At 58.3% G+C, this 17,095-nt stretch carries 12 protein-coding genes and 1 riboswitch; of the genes, 5 read left to right on the top strand and 7 right to left on the bottom strand.

The features are described 5' to 3' along the window. Positions 1-17: 17 nt before the first annotated feature. The 4 genes from CKQ53_RS17655 to psiE all read left to right on the top strand — a co-directional run bounded on the left by CKQ53_RS17655 (position 18) and on the right by psiE (position 3,104). Complete coding sequence (locus CKQ53_RS17655) at positions 18-548, top strand: MltR family transcriptional regulator (RefSeq protein ID WP_085652580.1); 531 nt, start codon at positions 18-20, stop codon at positions 546-548. A 237-nt stretch (positions 549-785) separates the two neighbouring features. Further along, positions 786-886, top strand: a riboswitch (TPP riboswitch). Between the two features lie 35 nt (positions 887-921). Beyond that, positions 922-1,716, top strand: coding sequence for a hydroxyethylthiazole kinase (gene thiM, locus CKQ53_RS17650; RefSeq protein WP_094117344.1), 795 nt, complete (start codon positions 922-924; stop codon positions 1,714-1,716). Further along, positions 1,713-2,516 carry a bifunctional hydroxymethylpyrimidine kinase/phosphomethylpyrimidine kinase gene (gene thiD / locus CKQ53_RS17645; protein ID WP_094117345.1) on the top strand — a complete coding sequence of 268 codons (804 nt, stop codon included), beginning with the start codon at positions 1,713-1,715 and terminating at the stop codon, positions 2,514-2,516. The genes thiM and thiD overlap by 4 nt, the downstream gene beginning before the upstream one ends. 180 nt (positions 2,517-2,696) lie before the next feature. Then, positions 2,697-3,104 (top strand): phosphate-starvation-inducible protein PsiE, encoded by a 408-nt coding sequence (gene psiE / locus CKQ53_RS17640; protein ID WP_085652569.1) that lies wholly within the window; start codon positions 2,697-2,699, stop codon positions 3,102-3,104. A gap of 21 nt (positions 3,105-3,125) precedes the next feature. Here psiE and yegS read toward each other — a convergent pair whose 3' ends face one another. The 7 genes from yegS to CKQ53_RS17605 all read right to left on the bottom strand — a co-directional run bounded on the left by yegS (position 3,126) and on the right by CKQ53_RS17605 (position 15,714). Beyond that, a complete protein-coding gene (gene yegS, locus CKQ53_RS17635; protein WP_085652568.1) occupies positions 3,126-4,028 on the bottom strand; it encodes a lipid kinase YegS in 903 nt (300 codons plus the stop codon). Positions 4,029-4,354: 326 nt separating this feature from the next. Beyond that, positions 4,355-5,716: a prephenate-dependent tRNA uridine(34) hydroxylase TrhP gene (gene trhP / locus CKQ53_RS17630; RefSeq protein WP_085652567.1), complete on the bottom strand. Its 1,362-nt coding sequence runs from the start codon at positions 5,714-5,716 to the stop codon at positions 4,355-4,357. 114 nt (positions 5,717-5,830) lie between these two features. Next, positions 5,831-6,781, bottom strand: coding sequence for a glutathione S-transferase family protein (locus tag CKQ53_RS17625; protein WP_118895251.1), 951 nt, complete (start codon positions 6,779-6,781; stop codon positions 5,831-5,833). A 107-nt stretch (positions 6,782-6,888) separates the two neighbouring features. Continuing rightward, positions 6,889-9,969 carry a multidrug efflux RND transporter permease subunit MdtC gene (mdtC, locus tag CKQ53_RS17620; protein WP_085652565.1) on the bottom strand — a complete coding sequence of 1,027 codons (3,081 nt, stop codon included), beginning with the start codon at positions 9,967-9,969 and terminating at the stop codon, positions 6,889-6,891. After that, positions 9,969-13,091, bottom strand: a complete 3,123-nt coding sequence (locus CKQ53_RS17615) for an MdtB/MuxB family multidrug efflux RND transporter permease subunit (RefSeq protein ID WP_118895249.1) — start codon at positions 13,089-13,091, stop codon at positions 9,969-9,971. Before CKQ53_RS17615 ends, mdtC begins: the two co-directional genes overlap by 1 nt. Beyond that, positions 13,091-14,320, bottom strand: a complete 1,230-nt coding sequence (locus CKQ53_RS17610; RefSeq protein WP_118895247.1) for an MdtA/MuxA family multidrug efflux RND transporter periplasmic adaptor subunit — start codon at positions 14,318-14,320, stop codon at positions 13,091-13,093. The genes CKQ53_RS17615 and CKQ53_RS17610 overlap by 1 nt, the downstream gene beginning before the upstream one ends. Positions 14,321-14,529: 209 nt before the next feature. Next, positions 14,530-15,714: a NupC/NupG family nucleoside CNT transporter gene (locus CKQ53_RS17605; RefSeq protein WP_094117347.1), complete on the bottom strand. Its 1,185-nt coding sequence runs from the start codon at positions 15,712-15,714 to the stop codon at positions 14,530-14,532. A gap of 254 nt (positions 15,715-15,968) precedes the next feature. On the opposite strand from CKQ53_RS17605, the gene CKQ53_RS17600 reads away from it, so the two are divergent. Further along, on the top strand, positions 15,969-16,934 hold the full coding sequence (locus CKQ53_RS17600; protein WP_118895245.1) for an aldo/keto reductase: 966 nt from the start codon (positions 15,969-15,971) through the stop codon (positions 16,932-16,934). Positions 16,935-17,095: the final 161 nt, after the last annotated feature.

The raw sequence follows: 17,095 nt of genomic DNA, 5'->3' as shown, positions 1-17,095 counted from the left end.
CGCAACCTCAACCGGGGATGGAAGACGCGCAGGCGTTCGAAAGCCACATTCTGGAACGCCTGAACGCCAAAGCGACCGTTTCGGGATTCATCCAGGCGGCGGTCGAACTTCTGGCCGATGCGGTTGACCATCTGGTCTTGCAGGCGTTTCGCAAGGATGACTATGCGGTTAAATATGCCGTGGAACCGTTGCTGGAAGGCAGCGGCCCACTGTCAGCGTTGCCGGTACGCCTCAAACTGATCTACGCGTTAGGCGTTATCAGCCGTGATGAGTACGAGGACGTCGAGCTGTTGCTGGCGTTAAATAATGAACTGGAACATGACGGGCAACGCTACCGTTTCACCGATGATGAAATTCTGGGTCCGGTCAGCATGTTGCACGGCATCACGCCGTTGCCGCCTCAGTTCACGCTGCATTTGCCGGAAGATGGGGTGGACACCACGCTGCTCGAAATGCAAAAACAGCGCTATCAGCAGCGCATTCAGTCCTCGCTGGTGCTGTGTATTACGGATCTGGTCTCGCGCCTGTATCACAAGACCGCTTTCTGATTGGTCTTATGCAGAGAAAGCCATTTTCTCTTAGCATGAACGTATCGACGCCGAGAAATCCGCGCGGCGTCGGTCCTCTTCTTGAATCCGCTACGATAATGCTGGTAGCCTTTTCTGCCCGCTGCGTCTCTCGTTTTATCCCTTTCGATCACCGCGCTACACCGTTTTGCTTCTTCCCAGCATGACGCATCGGTTCGGCAGTCGTTGACCTTTACGCCGTCAAGCCGAATAATCATGAACGTTGACTCGGGGTGCCGCTCCTGCAAAGAAACGGCTGAGAAAGACCCGTACCACCTGATCTGGATAATGCCAGCGTAGGGAAGTCACGGAGTCTCACCGGCTCCCGCCTTCTTGATCGCCGGTTGGGAGATTTATGAATACTCGACCTGTGCCGTTCCCATCCGTCCTTGCGGCGGATTCTCTGAAACGCTTTCACCGCCGTTCCCCTCTGATCCACTGTCTGACCAATGATGTCGTGCAAAGCTTTACCGCCAATGTGTTGCTGGCGCTGGGAGCGTCTCCGGCGATGGTGGTGGATCGCAGCGAAGCCGCGCAGTTCAGCGCGTTGGCTGATGCGCTGCTGATTAATCTCGGTACGCTGGAGCCTATCCGGGCGGATGCTATGCGGTCTGCCGTGGCGAGCGCCAATCAAGCCGGTCGGCCCTGGGTGCTGGACCCGGTCGCGGTCGGCGCGCTGACGTTTCGCAGCGACTTCGCCCGTGAACTGCTGGCGTTGCGGCCTGCCGCCGTGCGCGGCAACGCCTCCGAAATTCTGGCGTTGTCCGGCGCGGATTCTCAGGGGCGCGGGGTGGACAGCGGCAATACCTCGTTGGCTGCGTTGCCCGCGGCGCGCGAACTTGCCAAACGCTGGTCCGTTTGCGTGGCGGTGACGGGCGAAGTGGATTATGTCACCGACTGCGAGCGCGACTGGGCCGTGGCGGGTGGAAATCCGCTCATGACTCGCGTCGTTGGCACCGGCTGCGCGTTGTCGGCTGTCGTGGCGGGGTTTTGCTCGCTGCCGGGCTACCGCCTGCAGCATATTGCCGCCGCCTGTGCGGTGATGTCCGAATGCGGGCAGCGTGCCGCCGAAGGCGCGGCCGGCCCCGGCAGCTTTATCCCGCGGTTTCTGGATCTGCTGTTTATGACGACGGAGGCGACCGGCGAATGAAACGGATCAATGCATTGACGATTGCGGGCACCGATCCCAGCGGCGGCGCGGGTATCCAGGCCGACCTGAAAACGTTCTCCGCGCTTGAAGCCTATGGCGCCAGCGTGGTGACGGCGCTGGTGGCGCAAAACACCCGTGGCGTGCAGTCGGTTTACCCTATCGAACCTGCCTTCGTCGGCGCGCAACTTGACTCGGTGCTCAGCGATGTGCGGATAGACTGCGTCAAAATTGGCATGTTGGCCGAAGCGGATATCGTGGAGGTCGTGGCCGAACGGTTACGCCGCTATCCGTTGCCGTTCGTGGTGCTGGATACGGTGATGCTGGCGAAAAGCGGCGATCCGCTGCTGCAACCGCAAGCGGTCGCATCGCTGCGTCAACGGTTGTTGCCGCAGGTGTCAATCATCACGCCGAATCTGCCAGAGGCGGCGGCGCTGCTGGGGTGTCCGATCGCCGAGAATGAGCATGAGATGCGTGAACAGGGCGAAACGCTGCTCGCGCTGGGCTGTCAGGCGGTATTGATGAAGGGCGGCCATCTTGCCGGCCCTGAAAGCCCGGATTGGTTGTTCGCCGCCGGGGTGCCGCCGCAGCGTTTTTCGGCGCTGAGGGTCAATACCCGCCATACTCATGGTACGGGCTGCACGCTTTCGGCGGCGTTGGCGGCATTGCGTCCCCGTTGTGACAATTGGTCGGCCTGTGTGGCCGCCGCCAAAGCCTATCTGCAAGGGGCTTTAGAACAGGCAGATACGCTGGAAGTCGGGCAGGGGATAGGACCGGTGCATCATTTTCACCGCTGGTGGTGATACCTATCTCTGCGGAAGATGAGATTTACATGGACAGTGATAGGGGCTACCGGTAATTTTGTGATCGGCGTCAGGTTTTTCCGGCCGATTCACGACGTCCATGGGGTCGTCGCACACAGCAATAGCAGTCCGCCGCCGGCGTAGATGCAGAAAAATGAAGGATGGTAAGGAGTCATGTGCATGGCAGGTTCAACGCGTTCGATCATGATCGCCAAAGGGTTACAAACGATACTCAATATAGGTTTACTGGCTCTCGCTATTATTCTGGTGGTGTTTTTGGGTAAAGAGACGCTGCATCTGGCTAAGGCATTGATGGTGAGCAGCGAAAGGGATTCCACCTATCTGTTGATTGAAAGTCTGGTGGTGTATTTTCTGTATTTTGAATTTATCGCGTTGATTGTGAAGTATTTTGAGTCGGGCTACCATTTCCCGCTGCGCTATTTTGTCTATATCGGGATCACCGCCATCGTGCGGCTGATTATCGTCGATCACAAAAATCCCACCTATACCCTGATTTACGCGGGCGCGATCTTGATCCTGGTGGTGACGCTGTATCTGGCGAACAGTCAGCGCCTGCGACGCGAATAGCGGTGTCCCGACCTCGGTCAATTACTCGCGTAGCAGCGGGCAAGGGCTGGGGAAACGGCAGCGCAGCGCTTCCGGCACCACTTCGATACGGAAGTGGTTGTCGGTCAGCGGTTCGCCATCCAGATTGAACGTCATCTCATTCGGCGCGGTGATTTCCAGCCACGGCAGGGCAGTCGTGATCATGTTGGGATTCTCGCCGCCTGACATCAGCGCCTGCATCATATTCGGCAATAACTCCTTTGCCGACAGCACGCGCAGCTGCAACAACCCGTCATTCAATACAGCTTCCGGACACAGTTGCTGTCCGCCTCCCGCCTGACGACCATTGCCGATAGCAATGACCAGCGTATCGCCCTCCCAGTCAAAATTCGGTCCTTTGACCTGACAGCGTTCGGCTTTCAGCGTGTCGATGCGCAGCAGCGCATTCAGCACGTAGGCCGCGCCGCCCAGCGCAGATTTCATGGCGGCCGGAGTTTCGGTGGTGATGCGGGTGGCAAAGCCGCCGGTCGCCATGTTGATAAAGTAGTGTCGGTCATTGACCTGAGCCAGATCGATGGCGGTTGCGCGGCCCATAATCGCCAGCCGTAGCGCCTGATGCAGGTCGGTAGGAATCCGGCAGCTGGTGGCGAGATCGTTGGCCGTACCCAGCGGTACAATGCCCAGACACGGACGGTGTTCCGCTTCCTGATGCGCCAGCGCCACGGCGACTTCATTGATGGTGCCGTCGCCGCCCGCGGCGATCACGTTGTCCGCCTCTAGTGCTATCGCCTCGCGGATATAGCGCAATGCATCGCCGTGTTCCCAGGTGACGCGGACATGCAGAGGATAACCTTCTTCGCGCAAGGCTTTCACCGCCTGACGCAGTTCGTCATTTTGGCTGCTTTTGCCGTTTAGAATGATAAGAGATTGTGGTTTTTGCGCCATGACGACGTACTCCCTGAAAAGATCTAGAGGAAACCGAAAAATGAGGCGAAGACATGCAGATCGCCTCCGAAAATAGTGTAGTCAGCCTAGCAGAAAAGCGTGACTCGCGGGCAGTGGATGCGTGACGGGGACGACGAAGAAAAGAAAAAGCCAGCTCAAGGGAGATTGAGCTGGCGAAGGAGGTGGTTCCTGGTAGTGTGACTACGCTTATTTTTCGTTCTGTGTTTTCTCAGCGGTGAAATAGTAACCTACCGCGTCCGCCATTGATGTGATCCATTTCTAAAAAACGTCAGAACAGATGTCTGCTCTGACGGTCGAAACACACTTTATTTGGCGTGAGGATTGCGGGTGCTGGTTCCCTGCAGATTGCGCAGCAGCAACGCATATTCCAGTGAGATATCTTCCGGCACGGGCAGATACACGATATGACCGTTGCCCGGCGCGACGTCAGTATCCTGACCTTTACTGTTCTGCATCCCTTCAATCGTGAACTGCACGTTGCCGCCCGGCGTCATCATTTCCACGCTGTCGCCGCAGGAGAATTTGTTTTTCACCGCGACTTCCGCCAGTCCATTACGGCGTTCGCCGGTGAATTCCCCGACGAACTGCTGACGGTCGGACACCGAATAGCCGTATTCGTAGTTCTGGTGATCTTCGTGGACGTGACGGCGTAGGAAGCCTTCGGTATAGCCACGGTGAGCGAGTCCTTCCAGCGTCTGGAGAAGCGATGGGTCGAACGGCTTTCCGGCCACGGCGTCGTCAATGGCGCGACGATACACCTGAGCGGTACGTGCGCAGTAGTAGAAGGACTTGGTGCGGCCTTCGATTTTCAGCGAATGCACCTGCATCTGCGTCAGGCGTTCCACGTGCTGGATCGCGCGCAGGTCGCGGGAGTTCATAATATACGTGCCGTGTTCGTCTTCAAACGCGCTCATGTACTCGCCGGGGCGCTGGCTCTCTTCCAGCATAAAGACTTTGTCGGTCGGTTCGCCGATGCCCAGCGTGGGTTCGACGTTGGCGACCTTAATCGGCTCATGCATATGCACGATATTGCCCACATCGTCTTCTTTGCCTTCCTGCACTTTATATTCCCAACGGCAGGCGTTGGTGCAGGTTCCCTGATTCGGATCGCGTTTGTTAATGTAGCCGGAGAGCAGGCAGCGGCCGGAATAGGCCATGCACAACGCGCCGTGAACGAAGATTTCCAACTCCATTTCCGGCACATGTTCGCGGATCTCTTCGATTTCCTGTAGAGACAGTTCGCGGGACAAAATGACGCGGCTCAGCCCCATCTGCTGCCAGAATTTTACCGTCGCCCAGTTGACCGCATTCGCCTGCACCGACAGATGGATTTGCATCTGCGGGAAGTTTTCACGCACCAGCATGATCAGGCCCGGATCGGACATAATCAGCGCATCCGGCTGCATGTCGATGACCGGCTGTAAATCGCGCAGGAAGGTTTTGATCTTGGCGTTATGCGGCGCGATGTTAACGACGACGTAGAATTTTTTGCCCAGCGAATGCGCTTCGTTGATCGCCTCGGCCAGCGTCTGATGATTGAATTCGTTATTGCGCACGCGCAGGCTGTAGCGGGGCTGGCCGGCATAAATCGCGTCAGCGCCATAAGCGAAGGCGTAACGCATATTTTTCAGCGTACCGGCCGGAGACAGTAGTTCCGGTTTAAACATGGGCTTCTCTCAAGTCTGATCTCAGGTCAGGCTGCTCCCGGGCGGGAGCAGTAAGGCGGCAGATTCTAGCGCTTATGCGGGGAAAAATCAGTATTCGGCTTACAAAAAGTATGCCTATTTCGCCGTGCCGCCGACCGTATGGCGGTTGTGTGGCCGATCGAGATCGATTTCCGGCCCCAGCGGGACGATGCCGGTAGGATTGAGCCAGCGAATGCCGTAGTAGCCGGACTTGATGTGCTCGATATTGACCGTTTCACGGATGCCGGGATGCTGATAAAGATCGCGCAGGTAGTGAGAGAGGTGAGGGTAGTCCTCAATACGCCGAATATTGCATTTGAACGCGCCGTGATAGGCCACGTCGAAACGCACCAGCGTGACAAATAGCCGCCAGTCGGCTTCCGTCACGGTGTTTCCCGCCAGATAACGATGATCCGCCAGATGCGCGTCCACGGTGTCCAGCGAGGCGAACAGCGCCGTGACCGCTTGGGCGTAGTGTTCCTGTGTGCGGGAGAAGCCGGTCTTGTAGACGCCGTTGTTGATCGTATCGTAAATCAGCGTATTCCAGCGGTCGATGTCGGCGCGCAGCGCGGGGGGATAGAAGTCTTCGACGTTGCCGGTGAGCGTGTTGAACGCGGTATTGAAGAGGCGAATGATGTCGGCGGACTCATTATTGACGATGCGTCCTTCGTGGCGATCCCACAGGACCGGCACCGACACTTTGCCGGTGTAATGGGCGTCGCTCGCGGTGTACAGCTCATGTAAGTAGGGTGCGGCAGGCAGATGCGGGCCGGCATCCTGCGGGGTACTGAATGCCCAACCCTGTTCGCCGATGTGCGGCTCCGCCACGGAGAGCGAAATCACCGGCTCCAGCCCTTTCAGCTTGCGGAAGATCAGCGTTCTTGACGCCCACGGGCAGAAATAGGACACGAACAGCTGGTAGCGCCCGGCTTCAGGTCTCACCGTTGTTTCCCTGAACCGGGTCGCCTGGCGGTGAAAAGCCCCGTTTTTGGTCTCTTCCGCCGCCACATCGCCGACGACCCATCGACCCTCCACTAAACCCGACATCGCTGACTCCTTTACCGTCTGATAAACCGAGCATTTAGGCTAACAGTCTCAGTTTGTGTGGCTATCGTAAAATTTTCACCGAGTCGGACAGTTTCTTTGAACGCCCGTCAGGGCGAATCCGGCAGCGTTACCGTACGGCGCGAGCGTCGCTGGGACAGCCGGTCAAAGAACAGATAAACCACCGGCGTGGTATAGAGCGTGAGTAGCTGACTCATGACCAGCCCGCCGACGATGGTAATTCCCAGCGGCTGGCGCAGCTCCGCGCCGTCGCCGCTGCTTAATACCAGCGGCAGCGCCCCCAGCAAGGCGGCCAGCGTGGTCATCAAAATCGGGCGGAAGCGAAGCTGACAGGCCTGAAAGATCGCTTCGCGCGCGCTGAGGTTCTGAGTCCGTTGCGCCACCAGCGCGAAGTCCACCATCATGATGGCGTTCTTTTTCACGATGCCGATCAGCAGCATGATGCCGATGAGCGCAACCAGGCTGAAAGGTTTATCAAACAGCTTCAACGCCAGCAGCGCGCCCACCCCCGCCGACGGCAGGGTAGAGATGATGGTCAGCGGGTGTACGTAGCTTTCATACAGCATCCCCAGCACGATATACACCGTGACGATGGCGGCGATGATCAGCGCCACCTGCGACGACTGCGACTGTTGGAACGCCAACGCGGTGCCAGCGAACTGGCCGCGCACGTTGGAAGGCACGCCCAGCGCGGTCATGGTTCGCTCAATGGCGAAGGTGGCATCGGACAGGCTGGCGTTCGGCGGCAGGTTGAAGGAGATCGTCGCCGCGGCGGACAGACCCTGATGGTTGACCGACAGCGGCGCGTTGGCGGGCAGCCAGCGGGCGAAATAGGACAGGGGAATCGCTTTACCGTCGCTATTGATGACGAACATTTTGTTTAGTGCGCTGGCGTCCTGCGCATAGAGCGGATCGACCACCATCACCACCTTGTACTGGTTTAACGGCTGGTAGATGGTGGAGATCTGCCGCTGCCCGAAGGCATTGTTGAGCAGGGCGTTGATATCCGACACGCTGATGCCGAGCTGAGCCAGCGTATCGCGGTCGTAGGTCAGCGCCAGTTCGGCGCCCTTGTCCTGCTGATCGGAGCTGACGTCCGCCAGCTCCGGCAGTTCGGCCAGCGCCGTGCGGATTTTCGGTTCCCACTGGCGCAGCGCGCTCAAATCGTCCGACAACAAGGTGTATTGATAGCTGGCGTTGGCCTCGCGGCCGCCCATTCGCACATCCTGCACCGCCATCAGGAACAGGCTGGCGCCCGGCTCCTTAGCCAGTTTGGACCTCAGTCTGGCAATAATCTGCTGCGAGCTGGCGCCGCGCTCCGCCAGGGGTTTCAGGCTGATAAACATCGAGCCGCTGTTGGTGCGGTTACCGCCGGTAAAGCCGGTCACGTTATCCACGGCGGGATCGCTGCTGACGGTTTTCATCAGATCCTGCATTTTGATCTTCATCGCCTGGAACGAAATGCTTTGGTCGCCCTGCACGAAGCCCATAATCCGCCCGGTATCCTGCTCCGGGAACAGCGTTTTCGGCATGTCGACATAGAGCCACACGCTGAGGCCAATGGTGCCGAACAGGACCAGCACCACCCAGCGCGCTCGCGCCAGCACCCAGTTCAGCGATAGCGCATAGCGTTCCTGTAACGCCAGCAATACGCGGTTGAATCCCCGGCGGCGCGGTTGGCTGCGGGGCGCATGCGGACGCAGCAGGCGCGCGCACATCATCGGCGTCAGAGTGAGCGAAACCACCAGCGAAATCATTATTGCCACGCACAGCGTGACGGCGAATTCACGAAACAGTCGCCCCGATAGCCCGTCCATCAGCAGGAGCGGAATGAATACGGCGATTAGCGACACGCTCATGGAGACGACGGTAAAGCCGACTTCGCGTACGCCCTGGATGGCCGCCTGCATCGGTTTGATGCCCGCTTCGATGTGGCGGGCGGTGTTTTCCAGCACCACGATCGCGTCGTCCACCACGAAGCCGGTGGCAATCGTCAGCGCCATCAACGACAGATTGTTCAGGCTAAAACCGCACAGATACATGGCGGCGAATGTGCCGATCAGCGAAATAGGCACTGCCGCCGCCGGGATCAGCGTGGCGCGTCCGGAACGCAGAAACAGGTACACCACCAGAATCACCAGCGCGACGGCGATCACCAGCGCCCGTTCTACCTCCGCCAGCGATGCGCGGATGGTGGGGGAGCGGTCCTGCGCGACGTTCAAATGTACGGAGGCGGGCAGCGTGGCGCTTAGTTCCGGCAGCGCGGCGCGGATGCTGTCGACGGTGGAGATGATGTTGGCTTCGGGCGCGCGGCGAATGATCACCAGTACGGCCGGTTCGCCGTTGGTCATCCCCGCGTTGAGCGTGTCCTGCACGGAATCTTCTACCGTGGCGACATCGCTGAGCCGCACCGGCGCGCCGTTGTTGTAGTGAACGATGAGGGGGCGGTAGACCTTCGCCGTTTTCAGCTCGTCGTTGGTTTCTATCTGCCAGTGCGTCGTCGTGTCGTTTACGCTGCCGACCGGCTGGCGCACGTTGGCGTTATCTATCGCCTCGCGAACTTCATCCAGCGATACGCCTTGATTGAACAGCGCCAGCGGGTTGAGCGAGACCCTCACCGCCGGTAGCGAACTGCCGCCAATCGTCACATCGCCCACGCCCTCCAGCTGTGAAATACGCGGATACACCTGATTGGTGGCGATATCGTACAGCTGACTGGGGGAGTAGGTGTCCGAGGTCAGCGTCATAATCATGATCGGCGCGTCGGACGGATTCACCTTGCGGTAGGTGGGGCGGCTGGCCATCCCGGAAGGCAGCAGACTTTGGGCGGCGTTGATGGCGGCTTGCACATCGCGGGCCGCGCCGTTGATATCACGATCCAGCTCGAACTGCAGAATGATGCGGGTACTGCCGAGCGAACTCATGGAGGTCATTTCGGTGATGCCCGCGATGCGGCCGAGCGCCCGCTCCAGCGGCGTCGCCACCGAGGACGCCATGGTTTCCGGCGACGCGCCCGATAGCGAGGCGGACACGGAAATCACCGGGAAGTCCACCTGCGGCAGCGGCGAAACCGGCAGCAGCCGGAAGCCGAGCACGCCGCACAGCGCAATCGCCAGCGCCAGCAGCGTGGTTGCGACGGGACGATGAATAAACAGCGCGAACAGCTTCATCAGGCTTCCCCCTGCGTTTCAGCCGGTTTGCGGCGAAGACGGAGAGACAAGCGGTCGAACAGCAGGTAAATCACCGGCGTGGTGAACAGCGTCAGCACCTGGCTCATCACCAGCCCACCGACCATACAGATGCCCAGCGGACGCCGCAGTTCGGCACCGACGCCGGTGCTCAGCATCAGCGGCAGGGCGCTGAGCAGCGCGGCCATGGTGGTCATCAGGATGGGACGGAAACGCAGGAGACAGGCCTGATAAATCGCGTCATACGGTGACATGCCCTGCTGCCGTTCGGCGGCCAGCGCGAAGTCGATCATCATGATCGCATTCTTCTTCACGATCCCGATCAGCAGAATGATCCCGATGATGGCGATGATATCCAGATCGCTCCCGGCGACCAGCAACGCCAGCAGCGCGCCCACGCCCGCGGTCGGCAACGTGGAGAGAATGGTCACCGGATGAATGAAGCTTTCGTACAGCACGCCGAGCACGATATACATCGCGATCACCGCGGCGACGACCAGCCAGACGGTGCTGGTCAGGGCGGACTGGAAGGCGAGTGTGCTGCCCTGGAAACGGGTCGTGATTTCCGATGGCAACTCCATGTTCTGCTGCGCTTTCTCGATGGCCTTGACCGCATCGCCCAGCGCATAGCCCGGCGCCAGATTAAAGGAGACTGTCGCCGCCGGGAAGCGGTCGACGTGGTTGATCGCCAGTGGTCCCTGTCGCTGTTCCACCGTGGCGATACTGCCGAGGGGGACGACGCCGCCCTCGCTATTGATGAGCCGGATGTCATCGAGGGCGGCCAATCCGTCACGCTGACGGGTGTCTTGTTCAAGCACGACGCGGTACTGGTTCGACTGGGTGTAGATGGTCGAAATCAGCCGCTGGCCGAAGGCGTTGTAGAGCGCGTTATCGATATCTGACATCGAAATGCCGAGCCGGGTGGCGCTGTCTCGGTTCACCTTCACGTAAGCGACGGCCGCCTCGTCCTGCCAGTCGCTGCTGACGTCCTGCAATTCGGGCAGGGCGGAGAGCTGTTCCACCAGCTTGGGCACCCAGGTGCTGAGCGTATCCAGCGACAGCGTCTGGACGGTCAGCTGGTACTGCGTTTTGCTGATTTGGGTATCGATGGTCAGATCCTGCACCGGCTGCAGATACAGCGTGATGCCCGGCAGCTGCGCCGTTTGCTGCTGTAAGCGCGTGATGACGTCGGTCATGCTGTCGCTGCGCTCTTCCTGCGGTTTGAGGTTGATTTGCAGCCGTCCGCTGTTCAGCGATGGGTTGGTGCCATCCACGCCAATCAGCGACGAGACGCTTTGGACGTCCGGATCTTTCATGATGATGGAGGCGACCTGCTGCTGTTTTTGCGCCATCGTGGTGAAGGACACGGTCTGAGAGGCATGCACGGTGCCCTGAATAATCCCGTTATCCTGCTGCGGGAAAAAGCCTTTCGGGATCACCAGATACAGTAAGACGGTGAGTACCAGCGTACTCAACGCCACGCACAGCGTCAGCCAGGGATGTTGCAGCACTCGGGTCAGCCCGCGGCCGTAGGCGGCGATCACCCGGTCAAAGAAGCGTTCGCTGGCGCGAGTGAAACGGTTTTGTCGCGTCAAACCTTTGTGGCTGAGCATGCGGGCGCACATCATTGGCGTCAGAGTGAGCGACACCACGGCGGAGATCAAAATGGAGATCGCCAGCGTCATCGCAAATTCGCGGAATAATCTGCCGATGATGTCCCCCATAAACAGCAGCGGGATCAGCACGGCGATCAGCGAGAACGTTAGCGAGATAATGGTAAAGCCGATTTCGCCTGCGCCCTTTAGCGCTGCGTTCAGCGGCTTCTCTCCACGTTCGATATAGCGGGCGATGTTCTCGATCACCACGATGGCATCGTCCACCACGAAACCGGTGGCGATGGTCAGCGCCATCAGCGTGAGGTTGTTGATGGAGAAGCCGAGGAAATACATGGCGGCGAAGGTGCCGATCAGCGACAGCGGCACCACGATACTGGGGATTAGCGTGGCGACCGCGTTGCGCAGGAACAGGTAGATCACCATGATGACCAGCGCAATCGCCAGAATCAGCTCAAACTGCACGTCATCGACGGAAGCGCGGATGGTGGTGGTGCGGTCCGTCAGCAGCGACATTTCAACCGACTTGGGCAGGCTGGCTTGCAGAGACGGCAGCAGACTGCGGATGTTATCCGCCGTCGCAATTACGTTGGCGCCCGGCTGGCGCTGCACGTTGATGATGATGGCCTGCTGGCGGTTCGCCCACGCGGCCAGATAGGTGTTTTCCGGCGCTTGTTCAACGGTGGCGACGTCGCGCAGCCTGACCGGCGCGCTGTTGCTCCAGGTGATGATGAGCTGACGATAGTCGTCAATCGAACGCATCTGATCGTTGGCGGACAGCGTGACCGAGCGGGCCGGCCCATCGAAGCTGCCTTTCGGCGCGTTGACGTTGGCGGCGGTGATGGCGGTGCGCACGTTTTCGCTGCTCAGCCCATAGGCGGCCAGCGCCGTCGGATTCAGCCGCACTCGAACGGAGGGGCGCTGCCCGCCTGCGAGCGAGACCAGCCCGACGCCGGAGACCTGAGAAATTTTCTGGGCGATGCGGGTTTCCACCAGATCCTGCACCTGCGTCATCGGCATCGCGGTGGAGGTCACGGCCAGAGTCATAATCGGCGGATCGGCGGGGTTGACCTTACTGTAAACCGGCGGGTTAGGCAGATCGCTGGGCAGCAGGTTGGTGGCGGCGTTAATGGCTGCCTGCACATCCTGTTCCGCGACGTCGAGCGCCAGGTTGAGCTGGAACTGTAGCGTGATCACCGAGGCGCCGCCGGCGCTTTGGCTCGACATCTGCTTCAGTCCGGAAATGCCGCCGAACTGGCGTTCCAGCGGCGCGGTCACCGCCGACGTCATGACGTCCGGGCTGGCGCCGGGATAGAGCGTGACGACCTGAATCGTCGGGTAGTCGACCTCCGGCAGCGCGGAGACGGGCAGCGCGCGGTAGCCGATGATCCCGGCCAGCAGAATCGCCACCATCAACAACGTGGTGGCGACCGGGCGCAGAATGAACAGTCTGGACGGTCCGCCGCCCTGAATCGGCGTGCTGTCCTGCATCAGGGCGTCTCCGCTTTTTTCGCCTGGCGATCTTTACCGGCGGTCGTGGGCGTTTGCTCGGTGGAGGCGGAAGGGATCACGTCGACCTTCATACCTTCCGTCAGACGGTCGATGCCGTCCGTCACGACCTGTTCGCCTGCATTCAGACCGCTGTTGACGACCACGTTCTGCCCGTACTGGATACCAATGGAAATCAGATGCTTGCTCGCCTGATTTTTGTCATTCAGCAGCCAGACGAAGTGGCCCTCGTTGCCCATTTGCACGGCGGCGGCGGGCGCGATGACCGCGTTTTGCAACGTATCCACCTTCATCCGAATATTCACAAACTGATTGGGAAACAGGAGGTCGTCACTGTTTTCAAAACGCGCTTTCAGCTTGATGGTGCCGGTGGTGGTGTCGATCTGGTTATCCATGCTGAGCAGTTGGCCCTGGGACAGCATCTGCTGGTTGGCGCGGTCCCAGGCTTCGACGACGACGGGCTGACCGGATTTCTGAGCTTTAAGAATCGTGGCGATACTGTCTTCCGGCAGCGAGAAAACGGCGTCGATTGGGTGCGTTTGCGTCAGCACCAGCAGGTTATCGGTGCTGGTGATGTAGTTGCCGATATCCACCTGCCGTAGCCCGACGCGTCCGCTGGCGGGCGCGGTGATCTTGCTGTAATCCAGCTGGAGCTGCGCGCTGTCCAGTGCGCCCTGATCGGACTCAACGGTGGCTTCGTACTGTTTCACCAGCGAGGACTGGGTGTCCAGCTCCTGACGCGACACCAAATTGGTTTTTACCAGCCCTTGGTAACGCGCCAGATCCTGACGCGCGTTGGCGAGCAGCGCCTTGTCCTTGGCTAACTGTCCTTTCGCCTGCGTGACTTCAACCACAAACGGCCGTGGGTCGATTTCCGCCAGCAATGCGCCGGCGGCGACCTGCTGGCCTTCTTCGAAGTGCAGCGCCATCAGTTGTCCGCTGACCCGGCTACGCACGGTGACGGTATTTGCCGACGTGACGGTGCCGAGTCCGGTCAGGTAGTAAGGCACCGAGGCGGTGAACGAGCGCGCGACTTGCACCGGCGGCGTGGTCATGGAACGACGACCTTCGCCTCTGCCGCCGCTGGACGCGGTTTTCGCCGTTGAGCCTGCGGGCGGGGTAGTCGTGGAGTGGAAATATCGCCACGCAATAACCACGACGGCGATAACGGCGATCAAAGACAGCAAGCGGAAGAGACGTTTGGTATTCATAGTGATGAAACGAGATCTCCAATGCCCCAAACCGGGGGTTAGCAAAGAATTAAGGTGCTTAAGCTATAGGGTGAACGGCGTATAACTATAGAGAGTAAATAAGAAACATAAATGATGACAATAGGGAAGCGATCTTCGTGCGGATAAAAAAATACCCGGTCATTGTTGGATGGCCGGGTAGTGTTAACCGAGGGAAGAGCAGAAAAGGCTTAGAGCACCAGTCCGGCGATGGCCGCAGACAGCAGGCTCACCAGCGTGGAACCGTAAACCAGCTTCAGACCGAAGCGAGAGACGGTGTTGCCCTGTGCTTCGTTTAGGCCTTTAATCGCCCCAGCCACAATGCCGATGGAAGAGAAGTTGGCGAAGGAAACCAGGAATACCGACAGAATCCCCACGCTGCGTGGAGACAGCTGGGCGGAAACTTTCTGCAATTCCATCATGGCAACGAATTCGTTAGACACCAGTTTGGTCGCCATAATGCCGCCGACTTGCAGGGCTTCATTCGCTGGGATACCCATGATCCAGGCGAACGGATAGAAGAAGTAGCCGAGAATTTCCTGGAAGCTAAGGCCAAAGAGGGCGCTGAACAGGGCGTTAACGGCGGCGATCAGCGCGATAAAACCAATCAGCATGGCGGATACGATGACGGCCACTTTGAAACCGGTGAGGATGTAATCTCCCAGCATTTCGAAGAAGCTCTGATTCTCGTGCAGGTTGCTGAGTTGCAGTTCCGGCTCTTCATCAACGCTGTAGGGATTGATCAGGGACAGGACGATGAACGTACTGAACATGTTGAGCACCAGCGCGGCCACGACGAATTTGGGGTCCAGCATGGTCATGTAAGCGCCGACGATAGACATGGACACGGTGGACATTGCCGTCGCCGCCATCGTGTACATCCGCTTCTCCGACATCTTGCCCAGAATATCTTTATAGGCGATGAAGTTTTCCGACTGTCCCAAAATCAGCGAGCTCACCGCGTTGAAAGATTCCAGTTTGCCCATCCCGTTCACTTTTGACAGCAAGGTACCGATTACGCGGATGATAAAAGGCAGAACTTTGATGTATTGCAGGATACCAATCAGTGCGGAGATGAAGACGATGGGGCAGAGTACTTTGAGGAAGAAAAAGGCCAGACCTTGAGCATTCATGTTGCCAAAGACGAAGTTGGTGCCTTCGGCGGCAAAACCGAGCAACTTGTCGAAGAGTCCCGCAAATCCGGTGACGAAACCCAACCCTACGGAAGAGTAGAGGAAGAAGTACGCCAGCACGATTTCAATGACTAACAGCTGGATAATGTAGCGGATACGGATGCTTTTTCGATCGCGGCAGATCAAAAGCGCGAGTCCGGCGATAACGATTAACGCGAGGACGAATTGCACGAGATGGGACATGTTTGCTCCAGATATGATACAGGCCAAGTTTTGTACACTATGTCGGCAACCTGAGTGCCAATAATGACAGTAGGGATACAAGGGGCGGATTATATATTGGAAAATAACCTAAACTAAAGCATTGCTCCCATAGCATTAACTTTTATCGGTGCCGATGCGGTGAGGATCTGCGCGGCATTGCTTCCATATTGTACGAGTGTGGCCGCGTTTCTGCGGTCGTCTCAAGGCGAGTTTACACAAAAAGGAGATTGCCTATGACTGCTTCAACCCCTTCCCGAGAACTGGGACGTTCCGGGATCCACGTTCCTGTGATCACTTTTGGCGGTAACGTCTTCGGCTGGACTATTGATGAGCCGACCTCGTTTAACCTGTTGGACGCATTGGTCGATCAGGGACTTAATTTTATTGATACGGCGGATGTGTACTCCGTATGGGCAGACGGCAACCAGGGCGGTGAATCGGAAACGATTATCGGCAACTGGCTGAAGAAAAGCGGCCAACGCGACAACGTCATTATCGCGACCAAAGTCGGTATGGAGATGGGAGATGGCGGCAAGGGACTCGCTCCCGCCTATATTCGCCGCGCTGTAGAGGATTCACTTCGTCGTCTGAAAACAGATTATATCGATCTCTATCAGGCCCACACCGATGATAAATCGACGCCGTTGGAGGATACACTGTCGACGTTCGATGCGTTAATCCGCGAGGGTAAGGTTCGTGCTATCGGCGCTTCGAATTATGAGGCTGACCGGTTGGCTCAGGCGCTGCAAATCAGTAAAGACCACCAGTTGGCTCGTTATGAAACGTTGCAGCCTGAATACAATCTGTACGACAGGCAGCATTATGAATCGGGTCTGGAAGCCTTAGCCAAAGAGCATGGGCTGGGCGTCATCAGCTATTATTCTCTGGCCAGCGGATTTTTGTCCGGCAAATATCGTCACCCGGAAGATGCGTCCAAAAGTTTACGCGGCAAGGGCGTGGTGGAACGCTATCTGAATGAACGGGGCGTGCGCATTGTTGAGGCGTTGGATAAAGTCGCGAAAGCGCATGGCGTGTCGTCAAGCCAGGTCGCGCTGGCTTGGTTGATCGCGCGCCCGAGCGTCACTTCACCTATTGCCAGCGCTACGTCGGTGGAACAGGTCGCCGAACTGGCTGCGGCCACTCGGTTGTCACTGACGGCGGACGATATTGATGCATTGAATAGCGCAAGCCAATATTGATGAGTTAAACATAAGCGCGCGTACTTGTTTTAGACAGGGCGCGCGTAGCCGTCCATTTTGGCGGCGCATTCATATTTGATCCCAATTGTGGGGAAGATGACGAACGCTAAAACGAAAGATTGCGTATGTCGTTATTACCACTCACTTATTTTTTCCCTTCA

It is taken from the genome of Lonsdalea britannica (genome assembly GCF_003515985.1).
GTDB lineage: Bacteria > Pseudomonadota > Gammaproteobacteria > Enterobacterales > Enterobacteriaceae > Lonsdalea > Lonsdalea britannica.
The sequence above is the reverse complement of the archived record's forward strand: the minus strand, read 5'-3'. Positions and strand labels throughout refer to the sequence as shown.